Source organism: Bradyrhizobium centrolobii, assembly GCF_001641635.1.
Lineage (GTDB): Bacteria > Pseudomonadota > Alphaproteobacteria > Rhizobiales > Xanthobacteraceae > Bradyrhizobium > Bradyrhizobium centrolobii.
This window is the reverse complement of sequence record NZ_LUUB01000066.1, coordinates 71,641-95,762: the sequence shown is the minus strand read 5'-3', so window position 1 is coordinate 95,762 and position 24,122 is coordinate 71,641. Positions and strand designations below refer to the sequence as shown.

The 24,122-nt window shown below is 66.4% G+C and carries 19 protein-coding genes and 1 pseudogene; 8 read left to right on the top strand and 12 right to left on the bottom strand.

Going from position 1 to position 24,122, the window contains the following annotated elements:
- Positions 1-650 precede the first annotated feature (650 nt).
- The 3 genes and pseudogenes from AYJ54_RS22405 to AYJ54_RS22395 form a co-directional block, all read right to left on the bottom strand.
- Positions 651-2,972, bottom strand: coding sequence for a xanthine dehydrogenase family protein molybdopterin-binding subunit (locus AYJ54_RS22405; RefSeq protein ID WP_063702248.1), 2,322 nt, complete (start codon positions 2,970-2,972; stop codon positions 651-653).
- A gap of 266 nt (positions 2,973-3,238) precedes the next feature.
- Positions 3,239-4,114 (bottom strand): dihydrodipicolinate synthase family protein, encoded by an 876-nt coding sequence (locus AYJ54_RS22400; protein ID WP_063702271.1) that lies wholly within the window; start codon positions 4,112-4,114, stop codon positions 3,239-3,241.
- 111 nt (positions 4,115-4,225) lie between these two features.
- Positions 4,226-5,190: pseudogene (locus AYJ54_RS22395) on the bottom strand (VOC family protein).
- A gap of 184 nt (positions 5,191-5,374) precedes the next feature.
- On the opposite strand from AYJ54_RS22395, the gene AYJ54_RS22390 reads away from it, so the two are divergent.
- Entirely contained in the window at positions 5,375-6,241 is an 867-nt protein-coding gene (locus AYJ54_RS22390; RefSeq protein WP_063702247.1) for a S1C family serine protease, read from the top strand.
- Complete coding sequence (locus AYJ54_RS22385; RefSeq protein ID WP_063702245.1) at positions 6,238-6,609, top strand: response regulator transcription factor; 372 nt, start codon at positions 6,238-6,240, stop codon at positions 6,607-6,609. The genes AYJ54_RS22390 and AYJ54_RS22385 overlap by 4 nt, the downstream gene beginning before the upstream one ends.
- A 12-nt stretch (positions 6,610-6,621) precedes the next feature.
- On the opposite strand, the gene AYJ54_RS22380 is transcribed toward AYJ54_RS22385, so the two are convergent.
- The 4 genes from AYJ54_RS22380 to AYJ54_RS22365 form a co-directional block, all read right to left on the bottom strand.
- The gene (locus AYJ54_RS22380) at positions 6,622-7,698 is read right to left on the bottom strand and encodes a sensor histidine kinase (RefSeq protein WP_063702243.1); all 1,077 of its coding nucleotides are present in this window, start codon (positions 7,696-7,698) and stop codon (positions 6,622-6,624) included.
- Entirely contained in the window at positions 7,685-8,377 is a 693-nt protein-coding gene (locus AYJ54_RS22375; protein ID WP_063702269.1) for a response regulator transcription factor, read from the bottom strand. Before AYJ54_RS22375 ends, AYJ54_RS22380 begins: the two co-directional genes overlap by 14 nt.
- Positions 8,378-8,473: 96 nt before the next feature.
- Positions 8,474-9,022, bottom strand: coding sequence for a hypothetical protein (locus AYJ54_RS22370; RefSeq protein ID WP_063702267.1), 549 nt, complete (start codon positions 9,020-9,022; stop codon positions 8,474-8,476).
- 352 nt (positions 9,023-9,374) lie between these two features.
- Complete coding sequence (locus tag AYJ54_RS22365) at positions 9,375-11,711, bottom strand: Tex family protein (protein WP_063702241.1); 2,337 nt, start codon at positions 11,709-11,711, stop codon at positions 9,375-9,377.
- Between the two features lie 324 nt (positions 11,712-12,035).
- Here AYJ54_RS22365 and atzD point away from each other — a divergent pair, with 324 nt between their 5' ends.
- Together atzD and AYJ54_RS22355 are read left to right on the top strand one after the other, a co-directional pair.
- Positions 12,036-13,148, top strand: coding sequence for a cyanuric acid amidohydrolase (atzD, locus tag AYJ54_RS22360; RefSeq protein ID WP_063702239.1), 1,113 nt, complete (start codon positions 12,036-12,038; stop codon positions 13,146-13,148).
- A 129-nt stretch (positions 13,149-13,277) separates the two neighbouring features.
- Entirely contained in the window at positions 13,278-14,747 is a 1,470-nt protein-coding gene (locus AYJ54_RS22355; protein ID WP_063702265.1) for an amidase, read from the top strand.
- Positions 14,748-14,788: 41 nt separating this feature from the next.
- On the opposite strand, the gene AYJ54_RS22350 is transcribed toward AYJ54_RS22355, so the two are convergent.
- Complete coding sequence (locus AYJ54_RS22350; RefSeq protein ID WP_063702237.1) at positions 14,789-15,106, bottom strand: hypothetical protein; 318 nt, start codon at positions 15,104-15,106, stop codon at positions 14,789-14,791.
- A gap of 136 nt (positions 15,107-15,242) precedes the next feature.
- On the opposite strand from AYJ54_RS22350, the gene AYJ54_RS22345 reads away from it, so the two are divergent.
- Together AYJ54_RS22345 and AYJ54_RS22340 are read left to right on the top strand one after the other, a co-directional pair.
- Complete coding sequence (locus tag AYJ54_RS22345) at positions 15,243-16,154, top strand: PaaI family thioesterase (protein ID WP_063702235.1); 912 nt, start codon at positions 15,243-15,245, stop codon at positions 16,152-16,154.
- An 82-nt stretch (positions 16,155-16,236) separates the two neighbouring features.
- Positions 16,237-16,602 (top strand): hypothetical protein, encoded by a 366-nt coding sequence (locus AYJ54_RS22340; protein ID WP_063702233.1) that lies wholly within the window; start codon positions 16,237-16,239, stop codon positions 16,600-16,602.
- 13 nt (positions 16,603-16,615) lie between these two features.
- Here AYJ54_RS22340 and poxB read toward each other — a convergent pair whose 3' ends face one another.
- The 3 genes from poxB to AYJ54_RS22325 form a co-directional block, all read right to left on the bottom strand.
- Entirely contained in the window at positions 16,616-18,352 is a 1,737-nt protein-coding gene (gene poxB, locus AYJ54_RS22335; protein WP_063702231.1) for a ubiquinone-dependent pyruvate dehydrogenase, read from the bottom strand.
- 79 nt (positions 18,353-18,431) lie between these two features.
- Positions 18,432-19,064: a 2-dehydro-3-deoxy-6-phosphogalactonate aldolase gene (locus AYJ54_RS22330; protein WP_063702229.1), complete on the bottom strand. Its 633-nt coding sequence runs from the start codon at positions 19,062-19,064 to the stop codon at positions 18,432-18,434.
- Positions 19,065-19,077: 13 nt separating this feature from the next.
- Positions 19,078-19,992: a 2-dehydro-3-deoxygalactonokinase gene (locus AYJ54_RS22325; protein ID WP_063702227.1), complete on the bottom strand. Its 915-nt coding sequence runs from the start codon at positions 19,990-19,992 to the stop codon at positions 19,078-19,080.
- Between the two features lie 215 nt (positions 19,993-20,207).
- Between AYJ54_RS22325 and AYJ54_RS22320 the strand changes: the two genes are divergently transcribed.
- Both AYJ54_RS22320 and AYJ54_RS22315 read left to right on the top strand, forming a co-directional pair.
- Positions 20,208-21,305 carry an LLM class flavin-dependent oxidoreductase gene (locus tag AYJ54_RS22320; RefSeq protein ID WP_063702225.1) on the top strand — a complete coding sequence of 366 codons (1,098 nt, stop codon included), beginning with the start codon at positions 20,208-20,210 and terminating at the stop codon, positions 21,303-21,305.
- A gap of 56 nt (positions 21,306-21,361) precedes the next feature.
- Positions 21,362-21,916, top strand: coding sequence for a flavin reductase family protein (locus AYJ54_RS22315; protein ID WP_136623858.1), 555 nt, complete (start codon positions 21,362-21,364; stop codon positions 21,914-21,916).
- 181 nt (positions 21,917-22,097) lie between these two features.
- Here AYJ54_RS22315 and AYJ54_RS22310 read toward each other — a convergent pair whose 3' ends face one another.
- Positions 22,098-23,966 carry a sigma-54-dependent Fis family transcriptional regulator gene (locus tag AYJ54_RS22310; RefSeq protein WP_063702223.1) on the bottom strand — a complete coding sequence of 623 codons (1,869 nt, stop codon included), beginning with the start codon at positions 23,964-23,966 and terminating at the stop codon, positions 22,098-22,100.
- Between the last annotated feature and the right edge of the window lie 156 nt (positions 23,967-24,122).

Below are 24,122 nucleotides of genomic sequence, written 5' to 3'. Positions count from 1 at the left end.
TAGCCCACCGGCCGAACCGGAGCTGCAAGAGCAAAGGAGATGGTGCGATCGATCGTTCAAAGATGCGAGCAAATCCGTGGGACCCATCGGCCGAACGAGGTCGCGTGGTTGATTGGAACTCGCGTCGCGGAAACCATCTTGGCCAGCGGCCCAACANGCCGCACCAACAGGCCGGACATATGGACGCAAGCGATCCGATCAAACCTCACAAAGCTCTTGTGCCACGGGGGCCGTCCACATATGGGTCCCAGATCTGCGCGCGCTTAAGGCGCGCTTGTCCGGGACGACGATGATTGTGTGAGGCGCGCTGGCGCCACATACTCGTGTCGTCCCGGCGAACGCCGGGACCCGTAACCACAGGGAGAGGTTGTGGCGCGAGCTGGTAACCACGAGTCTTCGCCAAACCACTTCCTGTGGTTATGGGTCCCGGGCTCGCGCTTCGCGCGCCCCGGGACGACGGTGATTGTTTAGCCCACGCCCGCGCCGCACATCTCACCGTCGTCCCGGCGAAGGCCGGGACCCATAACCCCAGGGAGTAGTTGCGTCGCGAGCTGGTAACCACCAGTCTTCGCCAAACCCAATCCTGTGGGTCCCGGATCTGCGCTCCGCTTCGCTGCGCTTGTCCGGGACGACGAGTTGATAGTGACGAACTAACCCGCCTTCGCGTCGCGGATCGCCTGCCAGATCTTCTGCGGCGTGAGCGGCGTGTTGAGCTGGGCGATGCCGAGCTCGGCGAGCGCGTCCATCACGCCGTTGGTGACGCAGGGCGGGCCGCCGATGGCGCCGGATTCGCCGCAGCCCTTGGCGCCGAGCGGATTGGTGCGACAGGGCGCGGAGTCGTCGAGCGTCACCTCGATCGACGGAAGGTCGTCGGCGCGCGGGATGCAGTAGTCCTGGTAGCTCGCTGTCAGGAGCTGACCGTCCGCATCATAGGACACGCCTTCATACAGCGCCTGGCCGATTCCTTGCGCGACGCCGCCATGGATCTGGCCGGTGACCAGCATCGGGTTCACGGCGACGCCAACGTCATCGACCGTGGTGTAGCGCACGACGCGGGAGACGCCGGTCTCCGGGTCGATCTCGACCTCGCAGACATGCGTGCCGTTCGGCCAGCTCGGCCCGTCGACCTCACCTTCGGAATCGACGCTGAGCTTGGCGCCGCCTTCCTTCTCGGCGAGCTCGAACAGGCTGATGCGGCGGTCGGTGCCGACCACGGTCAGCATGCCGCCCTGATATTCGATGTCCTCGACCGAGGTCTCCAGCACATTCGCCGCCTTCTCGCGCGCCTTCTGGATCAGGTCGTTGGAGGAGACCGCGACCGCGGTGCCGCCGACGAACAGCGAGCGCGAACCGACGCTGCCAAAACCCATCGCCAGATCAGTGTCGCCCTGGACGACGTCGATCTTGTCCATGGGAATGCCGAGCGTGTCGGAGATCATCTGGGTGTAGGTGGTCTGCAGCCCCTGCCCCATCGCCTGGGTGCCGGAATGCAGGATCACGCGGCCCTGTGAGGTCGCGTGCAGGCTGACCTTCTCGGTGTGGGCGCGGCCGCCGGTCCACTCGATGTAGGAGGTGAGCCCGCGGCCGTAGAGCAGGCCCTTCTTCTTCGCCGCCTTCTTGCGCGCGGCAAAGCCGTCCCAGTCGGCGAGCTTGGTGGCGCGGTCGAGCATATGCGCGAAGGCGCCGGAATCGTAGACCTGTCCGGCCGCGTTCGTGTAGGGCAGCTGCGCCGGCCTGATGTAGTTCGCTTTGCGGATCGCGCGCGGATCGATGCCGATCTTTCGCGCGGCGGCGTCAAAGAGGCGCTCGACGATGAAGACGGCCTCGGGCCGGCCAGCGCCGCGATAGGCGCCGACCGGTGCGGTGTGCGTCATCACCGTCTTCACCTCGAAATGCACCAGCGGCAAGTCGTAGACGCCGGTCTGCACGAACGGCCCGAGCACCAGCGGAATGATATTGCCCGTGCCCGAGGAATAGGCGCCGGTGCAGCCGATCGACCTGACGCGATAGGCGAGCACGCGCCCCTTCTCGTCCAGCGCGAAGGAGGCGGTCGAGGTGAGATCGCGGCCGTGGGTGCCGCTGACGAACTCGTCGGTGCGGTCGCCGCGCCAGCGGATTTTCTTGTTCAGCTTGGTCGCGGCGTAGGCGACGATGCCGTCCTCCGGATAGAGGCTGGTCTTCTGGCCAAAGCCGCCGCCGATGTCACCGACCAGCACGCGGACACTGTCCTTGGGACGCTTGAGGATCGCTTCTGCCAGCAGATCACGGGTCGAGGCCGGCGTCTGCGACTGTACGTGCAGCAGGAGACGTCCGGACTTCTTGTCGATCTCGGCAATGGTCGAGCGCGGCTCCATCGCGGACGGCACGAGGCGCTGGCTGGCGACGTCGAGCTCGACGGTATGCGCGGCTTTGGCGAAGGCTTCGTCGACCTTGGCCGCGTCGCCATAGCTCATCGCGCCGACGATGTTGTCCGGCGCCTCGGGCCACACCACGGGCGCGCCGGGCTTCACCGCCTCGACGGGATCGACCACGGCGGGCTGCACGTCGTACTCGACCACGATCGCCTCTGCCGCGCTCTGTGCCTGCACGCGCGATGACGCGACAACTGCCGCCACTGCCTCGCCAGCATAGCGCGCGACCTCATGGGCGAGCAGGCGGCGCGGCGGCACCGTCATCGGCTTGCCGTCGGGGCGCTTGAAGATGTTGAGGGTCGGGATGCTGCCGATATCATCCTTGACGAGGTCCGCGCCGGTATAGACGGCGGCGACTCCGGGCATCGCTGCAGCGGCGCTGGTGTCGATCGACACGATCCTGGCATGGGCATGGGGCGAGCGCAGCACGTGCAGCCACAGCGCGCCCTCCTCCGGCTTGTCGTCGATGAAGTGTCCCTTCCCGGTGAGCAGCCGCTGGTCTTCCAAACGCTTGACGGGCTGCCCCGCCCCGAAACGCAAATTGCCGGGAAGAATGTTCATTCCGAAGGTCCTCTAAGCCTCAAAGTGCGGCCGCCTTTTAGCGGATCGAGGCAGGTGAGGCCAGCAGACGTTTGGGCGGAGACATCCGCGATTTCGTCGTGCCCGGGCTTGACCCGGGCATCCACATCTTTCGTCTGGCACCGTCATTGCGGGATGGCGTGTAAGGAATCTCGAGGTTCCGGGTTCGATGCTTCGCATCGCCCCGGAATGACGACGTGAGAAGCGAGGCGTGGATGGCCGGGACACGCCCGGCCATGACGAGGGACTTACGCAAGCTCCCGCAACGCCGCTTCCACGACCTTGCGCTGCTCTGGCGTCAGCGCCGCCTGCGGCGGGATGGGGTCGCCGACGTCGTAGCCCTGGATCGCGAGTCCTGCCTTGATGCAGGCGGCGAGGTTGAAGCGGGCGAAGGCCTCGTTGATACGCCACAGCTTGCGCTGGAGCGCCATGGCCTCGTCCCAGCGGCCGGCCTTGCAGAGATCGTAGAGCGCGACGCTCTGGCGCGGGATGATGCAGGCCGGCCCCGCCATCCAGCCGAGGCCGCCAATCAGCATCACCGCGGCCGGGATGTGGGCTGAGGCCGAGAACACGCGCAGGCGATCGCCGCAGCGGTTCATGATCGAGAGCAGCCGGCCGGTGTTGGTCGAGGCGTCCTTGATGTAGCCGATGCGCGGATGCTCCGCGAGGCGCGCGATGACGTCGAGCGTGAGGTCCGAGCGCTGGAATTGCGGATTGGTGTAGATGACGACGGGAATGTCGACGGCATCGGCGATGCTGCGGAAGTAGGATTCGACCTGGGCATCGGCGAGCGGGAAATACGCCTCCAAGATCGCCAGAATGCCGTCGGCGCCGAACTTCTGGTACGCTTTCGCCTGTGCCACCGCATCCGCGGTCGAGGTCGAGGCAACGCCAGCCACGACAGGCACGCGGCCCTTCGCGGCCTCGATCGTGGTCTGCACGACCGTAGAGCGCTGCTCGGCATTGAGATAGGCGAACTCGCCGGTCGATCCCAGCGGCGTCAGCCCGTGCACGCCGGCACCGATCAGATCGTCGCAGAGCCTGCCGAGGACGTTCGTGCGCACCGCGCCGTCGGCATCGACGGGCGAGACGAGATAGGGAAAGACGCCGTGGAAATCGGGCATGTCGGGAAATGATCCGGCGATCGGGACGTCGGCTTCGCGCGACACTGGTGCTAACATGACACCCGAGAGCCGGCAAGCGAACGAGCCCGGAGCCGTTCGCGCACGAGCGGCTCACACCTTGATGAGCCGCACCCGCGTGCCCCAGGGATCGATCGCCTCCACGCCGTTCGACAGCGCCGTGACCTGCGCGCCGGCCTTGCGCAGGCGCTCCTCCTGGGCAGAAAGCAGCTCCTGCTTCTCCATCACGAGCGAGAACCAGGCGAGCCCTGTCGTGCCATCGTCACGGCGGCCGGCACCCTGGCTCTGCCAGACATTCATGCCGAGGTGATGGTGATAGCGGCCCGACGACAGGAACGACGCGCCGTTGCGGCGGCGGGTCGGGTCGAGGCCGACCGTGCCGTGATAGAAGCTCTCGGCCCGCGCGAGATCGCCGACGCGCAAATGCATGTGTCCGATGCGCAGGCCGTCCGGCGCCTTCGCGTAGTCGGCGACGCGCGTGTTGGTCAGCGACAGCAGATCGGGGATGTTGAGCTCGTCGGTCGCCATCTTCACGCTGCCTTCGCTCCACTGCCATTGCGAGGGATCGCGGTCGGCATAGACCTCGATGCCGTTGCCTTCGGGATCGTCGAGATAGACGGACTCGCTGACGAGATGATCGGCAAAGCCCGACAGCGGCACGCGATGCGACGCCGCATGCACCAGCCAGCGCGCAAGATCCTTGCGCGTCGGCATCAGGAAGGCGGTGTGGTAGAGGCCCGCTGCATTGCGCGGCTCGATCGCGGCCTCGGGGCGGGCCTCCAGCACGAGCAGCGCGATCCCCGCCGTGCCGAGTTGAGCCGAGGTCGCAGAGCGCTCCATGACGGTTAGGCCGAGCACGTCACGGTAGTAGTCCGCAACCATGTCGAGATTCTTGACCCGCAGCGTCACCATGCCCACCCGCATCGGCGTGCGGCTGGCATAGGTCGGCCCGGCGCCTTGCGGGCCCCCTCGGCGCGCGCCGCGGCCGCGGCGGCGGCCGCGAGCGAGGTCGCGCCTGCGAGGTGAAGCAGGGTGCGGCGGGTGAGATCGATGGTCATAGGTCAGGGCTCGCGAGAATCTTGAGGCCGTCGGGCGCAATGTCGGGCGGATTGCTACACGGTCCCGTGAGCGGCTCCCAATCACAACTGCGTCGGCTGGGACGTTACGGAAGTCCTGGCCATCCGGCCAGTTTCCGGATCGCCCGCTACATCCCAGATTGAGGACAACAGACAGGAGTTGTCCATGACCGACCTCAGCCCCCTCTCCGCGCTATCGTCCGCGCTCGCGGATGTCGTGGCGCGCACCGCCCCGTCCCTCGTCTCCGTGCATTCGCATCGCTCGCGCGCGTCGGGCTTCGCCTGGAAGCCCGGCCTCATCATCACCGCCGATGAGGCGCTCGCCGATGAAGGCGAGGTCGAGATCAGGCTTGCCGACGGCAGCGCAGTGGCCGCAACCATCGCCGGTCGCGACCATACGACCGACATCGCCCTGCTGCGCGCCAATACCGACATCGCCCCGGTCAAGCTCGCCGCCACCGTCCCGGCGCTCGGCGCGCTGTCGATCGTGGTTGCGACCGACCGCAGCGCACCGTCAGCCAGCCTCGGCCTGGTGTCCGCCTCAGGCCAGAGCTGGCGCAGCCTGCGCGGCGGCGACATCGATGCGCGGATCGAGCTCGACGTTCGGCTGCGCCCTGCCCAGGAAGGCGGGCTTGCGCTCAATGCGGCCGGTGAAGCGTTCGGCATGGCCGTGCTCGGCCCGCGGCGCGTGCTGGTGATCCCGACGGCGACGATCGAGCGCGTCGCGGCGCAGCTCGAGACGCGCGGCCGCATTGCCCGCGGATATCTCGGCCTCGGGCTCCAGCCGGTGCGGCTTGACGATGGCATCGGCGCGATGGTGATGAATGTCGACAAGGCCGGGCCCTCGGCCGCGGCCGGCATCCGCCAGGGTGATGTGATCGTAGCCGTCAACGACCAGAAATTATCCGGCGTGCGCGCGCTGTCGCGGACACTGGGGCCGGCGAGCGTCGGTTCGGTGGTCGACGTCGCAGTACGCCGCGGTGGCGAGCCGCTTAGCTTCAAGGTCACGGTCGGCGAGAGGCCCGAGGCGTGAGCGAGGACACCACACCGGAGATCGTGCTGGCGCTCGAGATAGACGATCCCGCCCTCGCCGATCGCCTCGCCGCGCTGCTCGGTGGCGTCGCGGGGCTGCGGCTCGCCGGACCCGGCGAGCAGGCCAGCGCGACTGTCGTCGCGCGAACTACACGCGACTTGGCAGACGGCTTCGCGCTGACGCAGCGCGAGCTCGACGTGCTGGCGCTGATGGCCGAAGGTGCCTCCAACAAGATGATCGCGCGCCAGCTCGGCATTTCCGTTCACACCGTGAAATTCCATGTCGGCTCGCTGCTCGACAAGCTCGACGCCACCGGCCGCACCGACGCGGTGGCGCATGCGGCACGCCGCGGCGTGATCAATCTGTAGGCCCGGCAGGACCTAGTGCGCCGAGACCATCGGGAACTGAAGCTCGACCGTCAGCCCGGGCGCATTGTCGCGCAAGGCAATGTCGGCGCCATGCAGACGCGCGACCGCGGCGACCAGGCTTAACCCCAAGCCGTTGCCCGCCGTGTAGCGGCTCTGCTCGCGCCGGTAGAAGCGCTTGAAGACCTGGTCGTGCTGGTCCGCGGGAATACCGGGGCCGTTATCGGCAATCGCGATCACCGCACCGCCGGCAGCGCGCCGGCAGGTCACGGTCACCTGCCCGCACGCGCGGCCGTGCTTGATCGCATTGTCGACGAGATTGGCGATGGCGTCGAATAGCAGGTCTCGATCGCCGGTCACGGGCACGTCCCGCTCGCCGCCGAGGCTGAGACGGGTCGCGACTTCCTCGGCGGCAGCGTCGTAAAGCTCGACGACCTCGCCGGCGATCTCGGCGAGGTTGAGCGCGCGGAAGGCGCTCCTGCGGGCGCGTGTTTCGATCTCCGAGATCCGGGTGATGGAGGCGAACATGCCGAGCACGGCGTCGAGATCGGCGATGGTATCGCCGATCAGCGCCGCGTCGGCTTCGCTGTTGCGCGGAGTGTGATAGGCCTTTTCCAGCCGGCCACGCATACGCGTCAGCGGCGTGCGCAGATCGTGCGCGACGTTGTCGCTGACCTGCTTGACCTCGCCCATCAGCGTCTCGATGCGGTCGAGCATCAGGTTGAGGTTTTCGGCCACACGGTCCCATTCGTCATGGCTGCCGCGCAGCGGAATGCGCCGGTCGAGGCCGGCGAGCATGATGGCGCGGCTCGTCGCATTGATCTCTTCGATCCGCCCGACCGTGCGCCGCGTCACCAGCACGGCGGCAAGCCCCGCCAGCACCAACAGCAGGATCGCGACCGCGACCATCGCGAGCTCGATCATCCCCGTGAAGCCATCGTGATCGCCGACGTCGCCGAGCCGGCTCCGCACGTAGCCAAGCGTTCCGAAATAGACATAGGCCATGATCGCCGCGACGATCAGCCCGAACGCCGCGATCGCGAGCAGCGCTAGGCGGAAGGTCGAGGAGCGGAGGGTCTTAGCCAGGAGCACGGAGGCAATATCCGATGCCGCGAATGGTGTGGATCAGCGGATAGGCCTGGCTGTCGTCGACCTTGCGGCGGACGCGGCCGACATAGACATCGATGATGTTGGTGGAGGGATCGAAGTGCAGGTCCCAGACATGCTGGAGCAGCATCGCGCGGGAGACGACGCGGCCCTCGTTGCGGACGAGATATTCGAGGAGCTGGAACTCGCGCGGCAACAGCGGGATCTTGCGACCGCGGCGGCTGGCGCTGCGCGCGATCAGGTCGATGGCGAGGTCGCCGACCCGCAAGATCGTTTCCTTGGCTATGGTGTCGCTGCGGCGGCCGAGCGCCTCGAGCCGCGCGAGCAATTCGACGAAGGAGAACGGCTTGACCAGATAGTCGTCGCCGCCGGCGCGCAGGCCGCGTACGCGGTCGTCGACCTCGCCAAGCGCCGAGATGATCAGGAAGGGCGCGGCAATGCCGTCATCGCGCAACTGCCGCATCACCGTGATGCCATCGATATCCGGCAGCATGCGATCGATGGTGATCACGGCATAGTCGCGCGCAGCGCCATGGCTCAAGGCTTCGCGGCCGGTCGTGGCGAGATCGACCTCATAGCCCGAGGTCGTCAGTTCCTCGGCGAGCTGGCCTGCGGTTTCCGGATCGTCCTCGACGACCAGGATGCGGCGGTGACCTCCGGTCATGACGAACTCCACGCGACGGTCGCCACCAGACTATCCCGTTCCGGGGCTGAGCGGAACTGCCCGGTGGCGATCGCGACAATGGTGCGGTACGCGATGCTAGTACCAATCGTTCCCGCACACATTGACCCACTGCCACCCATAGGGCGTCCAGCTCCTGCGCCAGCAGCCGTCGTCGTAATAGTTGGCGTAGAAGAAGGGCGCGCCGACGAAGGCGAACCGGTGGAAGCGATGATGCCGGAAGAAGAAGGCGTGGCGGCCGATGAAGGGCCTGCCATGGAAGGCCCTGCCGGCAAACCGCGGGCCGAAGGCTGCGCGGGTCGCGAACGGCGCACCGGCAAAGCGCGGCCCGATCGCCGCGCGGGCGGCCATCGGGGAGCCGGCGAAGCGGGCGGCACCGAAATGAGCTCCGCCCATCCCGCCGAAGTGCATGCCACCGCCCATACCGCCGACGTGCATGCCGCCACCACCGAAATGGCCCCCGCCGCCGAAGCCGCCGCCGCCGAAGCCATGGCCGCCGCCACCAAAGCTGCCACCGCCATGTCCGCCACCGCCGCCGCCGCCGCCGCGCGCGAGAACGGGCGACGCGACCGCGAGCGTTGCAGCAACTGCCGCCGCGACGATGCCTGTGAAAAGCCTGTTGTTCATCGGAAAAGTCCTCCTTGCGGTGCAGCGGTAGCCTCGCTGCACGAGGACGATCAGGAGAAGCGAATGCGCTGCCCCCATCAACTTACAAATGCGCCAGATTCTGACGTGGAAGTCAGGAACGCCCCGCTCTCTCACACCCTCTCCCCGTTCTTACGGGGAGAGGGTGGGGTGAGGGGCTGCTTCCGCAAGTGCGATTTCTGTAGGCAGGACGCTCCGCTCGAGGCGCAATCATCATGCGAGTCGGAAAGACTTTTGAACGGGCCGTGGGTTGCCCAGCCCCTCACCCGAATCGCTGACGCGATCCGACCTCTCCCCGCTGAAGAGCGGGGAGAGGTTAGAGCGAGCACTCACCTCAAGCCGGCTTGCCGCGTCCGCTCTTCTCCGCTGCACGGCGCAGCGCTTCGGCGAGCGCGCCACCGCCGGAGGATTCCTGCTTGCGCGGCGCCGACGAGGTCATGCGGGCGGTGTTGCGTGAATTGTCGCGCTGCATGCCGGGAGCATCCTTCTTCGCACCGACCTCGTCGTCGAGCCGCAGGGTCAGCGAGATGCGCTTGCGTGCGACCTCGAAATCCAAAACCTTGACCTTGACGATGTCGCCGGGCTTCACCACCTCGCGCGGATCCTTGATGAAGTTTTTCGACATCGCCGAGATGTGCACGAGGCCGTCCTGGTGCACGCCGATGTCGACGAAGGCGCCGAAGGCGGCGACGTTGGTCACGGTGCCCTCGAGGATCATGCCCTTCTTGAGATCCTTGATCTCCTCGACGCCGTCCTTGAACACCGCCGCCTTGAAAGCCGGGCGCGGATCGCGGCCGGGCTTTTCAAGTTCACGCAGGATGTCGGTCACCGTCGGCAGGCCGAAGGTCTCATCGACATAGTCCTTCGGCTTCAACGTGCGGACGACATCGGCATTGCCGATCAGTGCCTTGATGTCGCTCTTGGTCGCGCTGAGAATGCGCCGCACCACCGGATAGGCTTCCGGATGTACACCGGAGGCGTCGAGCGGGTCCTCGCCACCGAGGATGCGCAAGAAGCCCGCGCATTGCTCGAACGCCTTCGGTCCAAGCCGCGGCACGTCCTTGAGCGCCTTGCGCGACTTGAACGGACCGTTGGCGTCGCGATGCTGCACGATGCTCTGTGCAAGGCCGGAGCCTACGCCCGACACGCGGGCAAGCAGCGGCGCGGAGGCGGTGTTGACGTCGACGCCGACCGCGTTCACGCAATCCTCGACCACGGCATCGAGCGACTTGGCGAGCTTGGCCTGGCCGAGGTCGTGCTGATACTGGCCGACGCCGATCGCCTTGGGCTCGATCTTGACGAGCTCGGCGAGCGGATCCTGGAGACGGCGGGCGATCGAGACCGCACCGCGCAGGGTGACGTCGAGCCCGGGCAATTCCTGCGAAGCGAAAGCGGAGGCCGAATAGACCGACGCACCGGCTTCCGACACCACGATCTTGGTCATCTTCAGTTCGGCCAGGCCCTTGACGAGCTCGGTCGCGAGCTTGTCGGTCTCGCGCGAAGCAGTGCCGTTGCCGATCGCGATCAGCTCGACGCGATGCTTCAGCGCGAGCCTGCCGAGGGTTGCGAGCGACTCGTTCCACTGCCGCTGCGGCTCGTGCGGATAGATCGCGGTGGTGTCGACGACCTTGCCGGTCGCATCGATGACGGCGACCTTGACGCCGGTGCGGTAGCCGGGATCGAGCCCCATGGTGACGCGGGTGCCGGCGGGCGCCGCCAGCAGGAGGTCGCGCAGGTTCGAGGCGAACACGCGCACAGCCTCGGTCTCGGCCGCGTTCCACAGCCGCATGCGCAAATCGATATTGAGATGCACCTGGATCTTGGTGCGCCAGGCCCAGCGCACGGTGTCGATCAGCCAGCGATCGCCGGCGCGCTTAAGATCGGCGATGCCGAACCGCTTCATGATCTTCAGTTCATAGGCGCTCGGCACGCCGGGCGGCGGCGCCTCGGCCTCGGCCAGGATCTGGAGATCGAGGATCTCTTCCTTTTCGCCGCGGAACATCGCGAGGATGCGGTGCGAGGGCAGCTTCGTCAGCGGCTCGGAGAACTCAAAATAGTCGGCGAACTTTTCACCCTCGGTCTTCTTGCCCTGGCGCACGGTGGAGGCCATGCGCGCATTGGTCCACATCTCTTCACGCAAGCTCCCGATAAGGTCGGCGTCCTCATCGAAACGCTCGACCAGGATGGCGCGGGCGCCGTCGAGTGCGGCGGCGGCGTCAGCGACGCCCTTCTCGGCGTTGACGAAGGCTTCCGCCACCACCTTCGGATCATTGCCGGGCTCCGCCATCAGCTGATTTGCGAGCGGCTCGAGGCCGGCTTCCTTGGCGATCTCGGCCTTGGTGCGGCGCTTCGGCTTGAACGGCAGGTAGATGTCCTCGAGGCGCGCCTTGCTGTCGGCGGCTAGGATGGTGGCCTCCAACGCAGCATCGAGCTTGCCCTGCTCGCGGATCGACTCGAGGATGGCCTTGCGGCGGTCTTCAAGCTCGCGCAGGTAGACGAGGCGCTCTTCCAGCGTGCGCAATTGCGCGTCGTCGAGCGCACCGGTCGCTTCCTTGCGGTAGCGGGCGATGAAGGGAACCGTGGCGCCGCCGTCGAGCAGCGTCACCGCCGCCTCGACCTGCTCCGCCCGAACCCCAAGCTCCTGCGCAATCTTCTGGTTGATATTCGCCACGCGAGAATCCCTCTATCCAAGCACGCAACGCGAACCGAATATCGGCCGCGGGACGCCGCTTATGGACCAACCGAGGTTGATTCATCAAGGTGCGGTGCGGAACCGTCGACAGGGGATTTTTTGTTGAACCGATGCGATCTCGCCACAATCGTGCGGGTGTGGGCAAGCCGCTATGATTTGCCGCTGATGATGCGAACACTCTGTCCCGCTGTCGTCCTGGCGAAAGCCAGGACGACGTTGGGGATCATCTCGACACCTTGACATACGACCCGGTTCCACGGCTGGCTTACTTGTCGGGCACCAGAACAGCATGCGAGGACTGCAATGCGGACTACATCGGTCGGCGTCGTTCGGATCGCCACCAAGGGACCCGGCGACGTGTCCGGCCTCATGACCATGATCGACTCCGGCGCGATCGACCCAAACGACATTCTGGCCGTCCTCGGCAAGACCGAAGGCAATGGCGGCGTCAACGATTTCACCCGCGAGTATGCCGTGGCCGCGCTGTGTACGGCGCTGGCGCCTCATCTCCGCTTGTCCCCACAAGAAGTCGAGCACCGCATCGCCTTCGTGATGTCCGGCGGCACCGAGGGCGTGCTCAGTCCGCACATCACGGTGTTTACGCGCAGCAGGGCCGATCAGGGGACGGCGGGCGTAGCCGGCAAGCGCCTCAGCATCGGCATGGCACACACGAGGGATTTTCTGCCCGAGGAGCTCGGACGCTCCGCGCAGATCGCGGAAACGGCCAGGGCGGTGAAGGCCGCCATGGGCGATGCCGGGATCGCCGATCCGGCCGACGTCCATTTCGTGCAGATCAAGTGCCCGCTGCTCACCAGCGATCGCATCGAGGCAGCAGGGGCGCGCGGCAACAAGACCGCGACGACCAGCGCCTACGGCTCGATGGCCTATTCGCGCGGCGCCTCCGCGCTCGGGGTTGCGGTTGCGCTTGGCGAGATCGCGCCCGATATCCGCGACGAGGACGTGCTGCGGAGCCACGACCTGTTCTCGTCGGTGGCCTCGACCTCGTCCGGCATCGAGCTGATGCATAACGTCGTCATCGTGCTCGGCAACTCGGCGTCATCCGCGAGCGAATTCGAGATCGGGCATGCCGTGATGACCGACGCAATCGACTCCGCCGCGGTCATCGCGGCGCTGAGCAGCGTGGGACTTGGCATCGCCCCGCAGGCGACAGCGGGCCGCGAGCTCGTCAACATCTTCGCCAAGGCCGAGGCAGCGCCGAACGGCAGCGTGCGTGGCTTTCGTCATACAATGCTGGAAGATACCGACATCAGTTCCACCCGTCATGCCCGCGCCGCGGTGGGCGGCTTGATCGGCGGACTGGCCGGGACCGGCGCGGTCTATGTCTCCGGCGGGGCCGAGCACCAGGGGCCGCCAGGCGGCGGGCCGGTTGCGGTGATCGCGCGGTTGCCTGATTGATACGGGCCGTATTTTAAGGGCCCCACGACCTCTCCGTTCGGCGCAACCCTGCCCTTCGCGCCGGCTCAGTTGATTCACACGGTCCCTTGCGAAAGGAAGGTGCCGCCGCATCAAGAGGATTTGAACTTCATGACTTTGCCGATGAGCTGGAATGAATGGGCGCAGCACGATGGCGTGGCGCTGGCGGCGCGCGTTCGCAATGGCGAGCTGACGCCGAAGGAATTGGCGCGCCAGGCTGCCGCCGGCGTGGCCAAGGTCAATCCGGCGCTCTCAGGCGTGGTCGAGCTGTTCGACGATGTGATCGCCGATCCAGCCAAGGACGGCGCCAATCTCTCCGGACCGTTCGCCGGCCTGCCCTTCCTGATGAAGGATCTCGGCCCGACCATGAAGGGCCGGCTCCAGGAGATGGGCTCGCTGCTGATGCGCGGCAATCGCGCCGCCGCCGATACCTTCCTGACCGGAAAATTCCGCCAGGCGGGGCTGAACCTGATCGGGCGGACGACGACGCCGGAGTTCGGCGTGTGCAGCTCGGCCGATAACCCGGCCGTCTATGTCACGCGCAATCCGTGGAATACCGATTATACCACCTGCGGCTCGTCGGCGGGCAGCGCCGCGATGGTTGCGGCGGGCGTGGTCCCGATCGCGCATGCGACCGACGGTGGAGGTTCGATCCGCATTCCGGCCGGCGTCAACGGCAATATCGGGCTCAAGGTCTCGCGCGGCGTGTTCTCGCTCGCGCCGCATATGTCGGATATCACCGGCCTCGTCTCGATCCAGGGCTGCCAGTCGCGTTCCGTGCGCGACACCGCCGCCTTCGTCGACCATGTCCGGGGACCTGCGCCCGGCGAGTTCATGCCGTTCTGGACCACGGCGCAGCCCTACGGCGAGATGATCAAGCGCGATCCGGCCAAGCTTCGCATCGCGCTGTCGCACACATGGGGCGACTACACCGCAACGCCGCACATCGCCGCCGAGCTGGAGAAGGCCGGCCGGTTCCTCGAAGGCCTCGGTCACCACGTCGACTACGCGCTGCCCGAGCTCGACTTCCGCGCCGCGTTTGACGCGCAGACGACCTGCTACATCTCGAATTTTGCGGTGGTGATCTCCAACATGCTCGCCGCGCGCGGGCTGGAAAAACCGCCGGAAGATCTCATCGAGCCCATGAACATCCGGATCTGGGAGGCCGGGCGCCACACGAGCTTCGCCGAACGGGCTAAGATGCAAGGCGTGTTCAACACGACCTCGCGCGGCTTCGGCGCGTTCTTCGAGCAGTGGGACGTCATCCTGACGCCGGTCACCGCGCTGCCGACGCCGAAGGTCGGCACGAAGGAGTATCTCACCATCTCCGACAATCCGGACGTGCTGGACTGGTTCGGCAATCTCTGGCGCAACTTCGCCTTTACACCGCTCGCCAATCTCTGCGGCATGCCCGCGATCTCACTGCCGATGGCCACGCACGAGCACGGCCTGCCGCTCGGCATCCAGGCGATCGCAAAACAGGCCAATGACGGCCTGTTGCTGCAACTCGCTGCGCAGATCGAGCGCGCCATCGATGGCAAGTGGAACGGCGGCAAGAAGCCGAAGGTTCACGTCGGCTAACGGACGGGCGATCGCATTGACTTGCGATCGCTCCATCGCTCTCAATTCTTCACGGTGGGAATCGTCTCGGGCGGTTGCTGCTGCCCCTGCCTGTACATCGCGAGCGCCTTGTCGATCGCTTCGCGCAGCGCCAGCGCCGCGGCCGGACTGCAGCGCAGATGCGCGGTCTGGATCACGTCGACCCTGACGGCGGCGCCGACCGGCATGAGAAGGTTCGCGGCGAGCTCGATCTGGATCGCGCCGTTGTGATGGCCGAAGCAGGATGCACCGTCGAAATAGACGATCGGAGCGCGCTCGGCGCTGGAGCTCGAAATGGTGACGGGCCCCTGGTTGGTGACGGGTGTTTCGGGGTCGGCCATGGGCACTCCTGCGAACAGTGGACAAACGGAAAGACCAGCATCGGTGCTTCGCCCGCCTCTGTCGAGGGGCAGACCTGCCCCCCGGTGCCGCATGGGATGTTTTGCACGGCGGGCAACACTGGTCTAGAACCTCGCCATGTCGATCTCACAGACCGCCACGCTCCCGTTCGAGGAACTCGCCGAAGCCATCAAGGGCCGCCGCTCCGACTACGGCCATATCAGCGGGCTCCAACTCGACCGCTTTGCACCGGGCGAGGCCTGGTCGAGCCTGCCCTACCGTCCCGTCTTCGTCGGCGACACCGAGACCGGCGTGCTGCATGGCGGCGTCGTCACGGCGATGCTGGACGAGAGCTGTGGGATGGCAGTGCAGCTCGCGCTCGACGGCACGCGCGCGATCGCGACCCTCGACCTGCGTATCGACTACCAGAAGCCGGCAACGCCCGGCCTCGACATCAAGGCGCATTCGGTCTGCTACCGCACCACCCGCTCGATCGCGTTCGTGCGCTCGACCGCCTACCAGGAGTCCGAGGACGATCCGGTGGCGACTGCGACCGCGTGCTTCATGATCGGCGCCAACCGCACCAACATGCTGGCGGACCGCAGGATGGATACGCGCAGCATCCCGACGCTGGAGGCGCCGGAGGACCCGGCAAGCCCGTTCGCGAACAGCCCGTTCGCGCGATGCCTCGGCATCCGCATGCAGGACGACGGCACGCTGATGATGCCGTTCTCGCCAAGGATCATCGGCAACCCGATCTTGCCCGCCATCCATGGTGGCATGACCGGCGCCTTCCTCGAAACCACCGCGGTCATCGGCGTGACGCGCGAGCTCGGCACCGCCGCGCTGCCGAAGCCGATCGGCCTCACCATCAATTACCTGCGCTCCGGCCGCGCGCTCGACTGCTTCGCCAACGCCTCGATCGTGAAGCAGGGCCGGCGCATCGTCGCATTCGAGGCACGGGCCTGGCAGGACGATCCCGGCAAGCCGATCGCCACCGCCTTCGGTCATTTCATGCTGCGGCCGACACCGGGGAACGACGAGGAATAGGCGTGATCTGGTCGCGCTTTAGGGCTTGACGGCCGGCACGACTGCCCACAACGATAGCGAGTTCCGCGCGAGAGGTATTGGATTGCGGCATCCGATCGACATCGTCGCCATGTTCGCCGCCATCTGGCTGTTGGCGTCGATGGTGCTCGACGCGCTAACGCCGAAGGAGTTGACGGCGGTCATGATCGGCATCGCGATCGGGCCCGCCATCGTCATCACCGCCGTATTCTACTATCTGCGCTGCGCGCGCCTGGATTTCGCGGTGATGTTCGCAGCGCTGTGGCTGATCTCCGACATCGCCATCGGCTTCATCTCGCCGAAGCCGCTGCCGCACTTCCTGATCGTGCTCGGCTTCGTGCCGGCGCTGCTGGTTGGCATCGTCCTGCACTGGCAACGCTTCCAGCGCCGCCACGAGCGGCTGGCGTGGCCCTCGATCAAGCGCGGCTAGCGCAAGCTGCGCTTTAGCGCGGCAGCAAATTCGTCTTCGCGAGATCGAGGACCTCGTCGCCGCGGCCGTTCATCACGGCGCGCAGGACCCAGAGGCTGAAACCCTTGATCTGCTCGGGCGTGATGGTCGGCGGCATCGACAGCTCCTGCTTGGCGGTGACGACGTCGAGCAGCGCCGGACCGTCATGCGCCAGCATCTCCTGCATCGCGCCGGGGAGATCGCCGGGATCCTCGACGCGGCGGGCGAAGATCCCCATCGCGCGCGCCATCGCCGCGAAGTCGGGATTCTCCAGGTCGACATTGGTGTCGACGAAGCCGGCCGCCTTCATCTCCAGCGCGACGAAGCCGAGCACGCCGTTGTTGAAGACGACGACCTTCACCGGCAGCTTCATCTGCGTCAGCGTGATCAGATCGCCCATCAGCATGGTGAAGCCGCCGTCGCCCGACAGCGAGATCACCTGGCGGCCGGGCTGCGCGGCCTGCGCGCCGATCGCCTGCGGCATGGCGTTGGCCATCGAGCCGTGCACGAAGGAGCCGATCAGCCTGCGCCTGCCGTTCATGTTGAGATAGCGCGCGGCCCACACGGTCGGCGTGCCGACGTCGGCGGTGAACACCGCATCATCAGTCGCATGGTCGCTGATGACCTTTGCGAGATATTGCGGATGGATTGGCTTGCGGCCCGGCGTGCCCTCGGCGAGCGAGTCGAGGCCCTCCCGCGCTTTCTTGTAGTGCGCGATCGCATCGTCGAGATGCTTCCGCTGCGTCTTTGCCTTCAACAGCGGCAACAGCGCCTCGATGGTCAGCTTGACGTCACCGACGAGGCCGAGATCGAGCTTGCTACGCCGGCCGAGATTTTCCGGCCTGATATCGATCTGCGCGACCTGGCAGTCGGTCGGAAAGAACTGCTTATAGGGAAAATCGGTGCCGAGCATCACCAGGGCGTCGCAGGCGTGCATGGCGGCATAGCCCGAGGAGAAACCGATGAAGCCGGTCATGCCGACGTCATAGGGGTTCTCGTATTCGACGTGCTCCTTGCCACCGAGCGCGTGCACGATCGGGCTCTTCAAGGTTTCGGCAAGCTGCATCAGCGGCGCATGCGCACCGGCGCAACCGCGGCCGCAGAACAGCGTGATGCGCTCTGCGCCGTTCAGGAGGTCCGCAAGCGCCTTCAGTTCGCCCGCCTCCGGCACGACCTTCGGCGCAGACAGCGCGAGCCCGCGCGTCGCCGACAGCGCGCGCTTCGGCGGCACGCGGAAGGCGACATCGCCGGGTATGGCGACGACGGCGACGCCGCGCAGGCCCACCGCCGCGCGGATAGCATTCTCCAGCACGTAAGGAAGCTGGCCCGCATCCGAGATCAGCTCGCAATAATGGCTGCATTCGCGGAACAGGTTTTGCGGATGGGTTTCCTGGAAATAGCCGCCGCCGATCTCGGCCGACGGAATCTGTGCCGCGATCGCGAGCACGGGGACGCGGCTGCGATGCGCGTCGAACAGGCCGTTGATCAGATGCAGATTGCCGGGGCCGCAGGAGCCCGCGCACACCGCGAGGCTGCCGGTCATCTCGGCTTCACCCGCGGCAGCGAAGGCCGCGACCTCCTCATGCCGGACATGCACCCATTCGATCGTGCCGCGGCGCCGCAGCGCCTCTGTGAGACCGTTCAAACTATCGCCAACGATGCCATAGATGCGCTTAACGCCCGCCTGTTCGAGCGTTGCCACGAACAGATCAGCCACGTTGTTGATCGCCATGCCGGTCTCCTATCTCGCTGGTGCAGCAAGATAGGATACAAAGCGGCTGTGACGGGATCACGGCTGGTTTATTGCCGGCTCAGTCTTTCGCAATCGCCCGATCATAAGCTGCGATCGTCGCCTTCGCGCGCGCCGCGACATCGGCGGCGGTCATGCCGGGCTTGTAGAGGCTGCTGCCGAGCCCAAACGCCGTCACGCCGCCTTTGATGTACTCTGCAAAATTCTGGTCGGAGACGCCGCCGACCGCGGCGATCATGACGCCCGCCGGCAGCACGGCGCGGATCGCGGCAATGCCGGATGCGCCGAGCACGCTCGCCGGAAAGAATTTCAGGCTCGATGCCCCCGACCGCGCTGCCAGCAGCGCTTCGGTCGGCGAGAATACGCCGGGCATCGTCACCATGCCGTGCTGATGCGCGCGCGCCAGCACCTGCGTGTCCACATTCGGCGAGACCATCAACTTGCCGCCGACACCGTGCAGCCGATCGACATCCTCGGCCGTCAGCACCGTGCCGGCGCCGATCAGCACGCCGGCGGGCGCGAGCTTCGCGGCAGTGGCGATGGAGCGGAACGGATCCGGCGAATTCAAGGGGATCTCGATCGCGGCCATGCCGGCCTCGATCAGCACGCCGACGATGGCCTCGGTCTCCTCGGGCTTCGCGCCACGCAGGATCGCGACCAGCGGTCGCTTCATCGGCGGAAAGGGAACGCTCATCTCAAGAATCCTTCTACTTCGTCCAGATCGCGGCCGCCGCCATCGACAGGCCGCGGCGGACGGCCTCATCCGCATCGATCGGCGCCACAGCCACCGACAGCGCGTCGAAGGCCAGCCGATACAGCATCGCAAGCCGTCCCGACGCAACCAGGGTGACGCCCGCTTCCGGCACCGCGCCGGAGAGCCCCGCCGCCAGTTCGACTCCAATCAGCGTACCCGAAAGTGCTTCGCGCGCCGCGGCCGGCGTGCCGCCGAACAGGAGCTGTCGCGACCGCGCGCCAAAAAGAAGATTGGCGGCGAACGCCGGCGCTTCGTACGCGGCCGTCACGGCCGCCTTGAAGCTCGCAATATCCTCAGCCTCATCGGCGCCGGCGACCGCGAGCGACAGGATGGTCTCGCGCGACACCACGCTGAAGAGCTCGCCTGTCATGAAGGTGGAAAAATGCTCGACCGTGCCGTCCTTCACCCGCACCCATTTCGAATGCGTGCCGGGCATGCAGACCAACGCCTCGCCCGTGGCATCTAAGCCAAGCGCGCCGAGCAATTGGGTCTCCTCGCCGCGCATCACGTCCGGGCTCGTCACCTCGCGCTGCGCGATGCCCGGCAGGATGCGGATGTCGCGGGCTTCGCCGGGCACGCGCGCGGCCTGCTTCAGGATCGCCGGCAGCGGCGCCGGCGTGTCGACATAGCCGGCCTCGACCCAGCCGGTACGGGCACCGGCCATGCCGCAGACGAGAACCGGGAGATGATCCGGCGCCTCGACCGCGGCGAGATGCGATTGCAGCACCGCGGCAAAACCGGCCTTGGCCGCAGCCAGCATGCCCTCGCCGCTGCGGCGTTCCGCCAGGACCTGGCCGGCACGGTCGATCAGCCAGAGCCTGAAGCTGCTGGTGCCCCAGTCCACCGCGACATAGGCGGGCCCGTTCATGTCGAATCTGTCCTCGTCTCACCGGCAAGACGCCGTCTCGCGACAATGAGACGACCGCCTGCAGATCTGCGTCGAGATAACGGCTATTGCACGGGCAAACCAGCCTTTTCTCGCCAATTCGACGCCTCCGCTCGCTGGCACACCGCTTGCTGAAGCTTCGCTACTGAAGTCCATCAACGCGCAACAAGACGCGTCAACATCAGATGAGGAAACACATGGAGATCGGCTATTTCACGATGCCTTCGCATCCGCCGGAGTGCGGCCTGAAGGAAGGGAACGACTGGGACCTCCAGGTCATGCGCTGGCTCGACGAGCTCGGCTACCAGGAGGCCTGGGTCGGCGAGCACCACACCGCGCCGTGGGAACCCAACCCCACGCCCGACCTCCTGATCGCGCAGGCGCTGATGCAGACCAAGAACCTCCGCATCGGACCCGGCGGCTTCCTCCTGCCCTATCATCACCCGGCCGAGCTCGCCAACCGCGTCGCGATGCTCGACCACCTCTCCGAGGGCCGGCTCAATTTCGGCGTCGCCGCATCCGGCCTGCCGAGTGACTGGGCGATGTTCAACGTCGACGGTATGAGCGGACAGAACCGCGACATGACCCGCGAGTCGTTGGAGATCATCCTGAAACTCTGGACCGAGCCCGCGCCCTTCACCCACAAGGGCAAGTATTGGACGGTGACCAAGCCGGACACGATGTTCGACTTCCTCAAGCCCCACATCAAGCCGTTGCAGGCGCCGCATCCGCCGATCGGCGTCGCGGGTCTGTCGAAGAACTCGGACACGCTGAAGCTTGCCGGCGAACGCGGCTTCATTCCGATGAGCCTCAACCTCAACCCGGCCTATGTCGGCAGCCACTGGGATTCGGTGGAGGTCGGTGCGGCCAAGACCGGACGCAAGCCGAACCGCCAGGACTGGCGGCTGGTGCGCGAGGTATTCGTCGCCGACACTGATGAAGAGGCCTGGAAGCTTTCGACCGGCGACATGATGGGCCGGATGATGCACGAGTACTTCCTGCCGCTGCTCGGCCATTTCGGCTTCAAGGACTATCTGAAGCACGCGCCCGACGTGCCAGACAGCGATGTCACGGTCCAATATTGCGCCAAGCGGAACTGGATCGTCGGCTCACCCTCAACCGTCGCCGAGAAGATCGAGAAGATCTACGACGAGGTCGGCGGCTTCGGCGTGCTCTTGGTGTTCGGCTTCGATTACAAGCACAAGGCTGAAGCCTGGCACCACTCGCTCTCGTTGCTCAAGAACGAGGTGATGCCGCGCCTGAAGCATCTCGGCTCCGCGAAGAAGGCGGCTTGACCCGACGCGGGTGCGGCGCGATCCTGCCGCACCCGCCTCAATTTCGGAGATCACGCGTGACGATCGACGCAAAGGATTTCAAGCAGGCGATGCGCCAATGCGCCGGCGCTGTCGCGCTCGTCACAGTGGGCGCCGAGCACGGCAAACGCACCGGGCTGACTGTCACCTCGGCCTGCTCGCTGTCGGACACCCCGCCGTCGCTGATCGTCTGCGTCAACCGCAACGCCAGCGCGCATACGCGCATCCGTGAGGAAGGCGCGTTCGCGATTAATTTCCTCCACGAGGATCACGCGCTGCTGGCGCTCACCTTCAGCGGCCAGAAGGGCGTCAACGGCGACGACCGTTTTGCCTTCGGGGACTGGCAGCGCGGGGTGACTGGCGCGCCGGTGCTGACGGATGCAGTCGCCGCGTTCGACTGCGTGCTGGCACAGGAATTCGAAACGAAGACGCATTCGATCTTCGTCGGCGAGGTCCGCGGCGTGTCGCATTCGGCGACAGCCGCGCCGCTTGTGTATATGCGCAGCAATTTCCACACTCCGCAGGAGATTCGCGAAACGATTTCGCTCGGCGACCTCGATGCGCGGCATTTGAGCTGGACGGATTTTTCGTAGAGCCGCACGCTCGCTGCCTTCCCTTCTCCCCTTGTGGGAGAAGGTGGCGCGAAGCGCCGGATGAGAGGTCTCTTTCAGCGCACGCGACGAGCAAGGTGAACGCGGAGAGAGACCCCTCACCCGTCTTGCCGCTGCGCGGCAAGCCACCCTCTCCCACAAGGGGAGAGGGTAAGAAGGAGCACTACTGCGCTGTCTCGATCTTCAGCTGCTTGATCTTCCGATACAGCGTGGCGCGGCTGAGTTTTAGCGCGCGGGCGGCTTCGGTGACGCGGCCACCATGCTTGCGCAGCGCCTCGACAATGGTCGCGCGTTCCGCCGCTATGAGATCTGGCTCCGCCACGCGGCCGCCGAACGGCGGCAGATCGAGGTCGGCGTCGGTGATGACGCCATCCTCCGCCGTGCAGCCGGCGAGCCGCAGCACGTGGCGAAGCTGGCGCATGTTGCCGGGGAATGGGTATGCCGACAGCAACGACCAAGCCTCATCGGAGAGGCGGCAGTTGGGCGCCTCCTCGCTGGCGATCTGACGAATGACATCGTCCCTGTCGGCGCGCTCGCGCAGCGCCGGCAGCCGCACCTCCATGCCGCGCAGGCGGAAATACAGATCGGCGCGGAAGGCACCCTCTTCCGCCATGCGGCCGAGGTCGCGATGGGTCGCGCTGATCAGACGGATGTCGACGGGCACGGGCTTGAGCGCACCGAGCGGCCAGACCTCGCGGTTTTCCAGCACGCGCAATAGCCGCGTCTGGAGCGCGATCGGCATGTCGCCGATCTCGTCGAGAAACAGCATGCCGCCATCGGCCTGCACGATCAGGCCCTTCGAGCCGTCGCGCCGCGCGCCGGTGAAGGCGCCGGCCTCGTAGCCGAACAGCTCGGCATCGATCAGGCTCTCCGGCATCGCCGCGCAGTTCAGTGCGACACAATTGTTGCGCGCACGGTTGCTCGCCGCGTGAATGGCGCGCGCGAACACGTCCTTGCCGACACCGGTCTCGCCATGCAGCAGCACCGGCAGATTGTGATCGCCGATGCTTCTGAGCCGCTTCACGCTCTTGATCAAGCCGGGATCGCGGCCAGCAAGACGATGCAGCGCATCGAACCGGTCGACCGGCGCCTCGCGGCGCGCGGAGGGCGCACGCATGGACGCCCTTGCGCGCAGCGGCGGCGCGACATGGCCCTGCCCCCACGGAGTTCCGTCGGCGTGGCGCAACGCGATGACCTCGTCCACACCGCGCCCTGCATGGTGGTCGAATTTGATATAACGCGACAGGTCGATGCCGGCTGCGATCATGCCGTCAGTGAGGCCCAGCAGCGCGCGCGCCGACCGGCAGGCACCGACGATGCGGCGGTCGTCGTCATAGGCGATGAGGCCGCTGCAGCCGTCGCCCGGCACAGTCGTGATCCAGGCATTGCGGAAATGATCGCGGAAGATCGCGCCCTCCATCCGCCGCGTCGCCTCCATCGTTACCGCGAGCGCAAGCTGGTGCGCGGTGCGTTCGAGATCCCTGCGACAGGAAGTGATGTTGACAGCGCCGGCGAGGCGACCGGCCTGGTCGAACAGCGGCGCCACGGCGCAGGAGAACATGTGCCACTGCTCGCGAAAATGTTCGTCGCGATGCACCAGAATCGGCTTCTCCTCCGCGAGCGCGGTGCCGAGCCCGTTGGTGCCTTCAAAGGCCTCGGCGAAATTCGAGCCGGTGTAGATCTTCCAGTCCAGGAACATTTTTGCGTCGGCTTCGCCAGGCAGGCGGCTGAACAGCATGGTCGCGTTCGCGTCAGCAAGGTTGACGCAATAACCAGCGTCGCGCAGCACGCGGGCGAGATCGTCGAGTTCGGGCGTGAGGAGCCGGATCGTCTCCTCCATGGGCTGGGCGACGTGGCGGATCTCGGCTTCGGTGAGGGTCTGGGGCGGGCCCTGGCGCGCCGGATCGAGCTTGTGGCCGATCAGGCAGCGGCGCCAGGAGTTGGCAATCCGCGAAGAGGCGTCGACGTCGGCCACGTGGTTGGCGACGGACAAGACACGGGCGACATGGTTCGAGGCCGAAAGGCTGGCCATCGCGGACGTCTCCACCCTGTATTATTGTGCAAAGTCTGGCATCGCAGGCGGGGATGTCAATCGAGAACCGGGAACGCAACTGGACGATGAGCTCTCTCCGCCGTCATTCCGGGGCGGCTCGAAGAGCCGAACCCGGAATCTCGAGATTCCGGGTTC

What these genes read in the sequence shown, in the direction of transcription:
- AYJ54_RS22390 (WP_063702247.1), top strand. Translation starts at nt 5,375, where the DNA reads ATGACCGACCTCAGCCCCCTCTCCGCGCTATCGTCCGCGCTCGCGGAT.
- AYJ54_RS22320 (WP_063702225.1), top strand. Translation starts at nt 20,208, where the DNA reads ATGGAGATCGGCTATTTCACGATGCCTTCGCATCCGCCGGAGTGCGGC.
- AYJ54_RS22375 (WP_063702269.1), bottom strand. Translation starts at nt 8,377, where the DNA reads ATGACCGGAGGTCACCGCCGCATCCTGGTCGTCGAGGACGATCCGGAA.
- AYJ54_RS22330 (WP_063702229.1), bottom strand. Translation starts at nt 19,064, where the DNA reads ATGAGCGTTCCCTTTCCGCCGATGAAGCGACCGCTGGTCGCGATCCTG.
- AYJ54_RS22310 (WP_063702223.1), bottom strand. Translation starts at nt 23,966, where the DNA reads ATGGCCAGCCTTTCGGCCTCGAACCATGTCGCCCGTGTCTTGTCCGTC.
- AYJ54_RS22370 (WP_063702267.1), bottom strand. Translation starts at nt 9,022, where the DNA reads ATGAACAACAGGCTTTTCACAGGCATCGTCGCGGCGGCAGTTGCTGCA.
- AYJ54_RS22350 (WP_063702237.1), bottom strand. Translation starts at nt 15,106, where the DNA reads ATGGCCGACCCCGAAACACCCGTCACCAACCAGGGGCCCGTCACCATT.
- atzD (WP_063702239.1), top strand. Translation starts at nt 12,036, where the DNA reads ATGCGGACTACATCGGTCGGCGTCGTTCGGATCGCCACCAAGGGACCC.
- AYJ54_RS22355 (WP_063702265.1), top strand. Translation starts at nt 13,278, where the DNA reads ATGACTTTGCCGATGAGCTGGAATGAATGGGCGCAGCACGATGGCGTG.
- poxB (WP_063702231.1), bottom strand. Translation starts at nt 18,352, where the DNA reads ATGGCGATCAACAACGTGGCTGATCTGTTCGTGGCAACGCTCGAACAG.
- AYJ54_RS22345 (WP_063702235.1), top strand. Translation starts at nt 15,243, where the DNA reads ATGTCGATCTCACAGACCGCCACGCTCCCGTTCGAGGAACTCGCCGAA.
- AYJ54_RS22400 (WP_063702271.1), bottom strand. Translation starts at nt 4,114, where the DNA reads ATGCCCGATTTCCACGGCGTCTTTCCCTATCTCGTCTCGCCCGTCGAT.
- AYJ54_RS22405 (WP_063702248.1), bottom strand. Translation starts at nt 2,972, where the DNA reads ATGAACATTCTTCCCGGCAATTTGCGTTTCGGGGCGGGGCAGCCCGTC.
- AYJ54_RS22325 (WP_063702227.1), bottom strand. Translation starts at nt 19,992, where the DNA reads ATGAACGGGCCCGCCTATGTCGCGGTGGACTGGGGCACCAGCAGCTTC.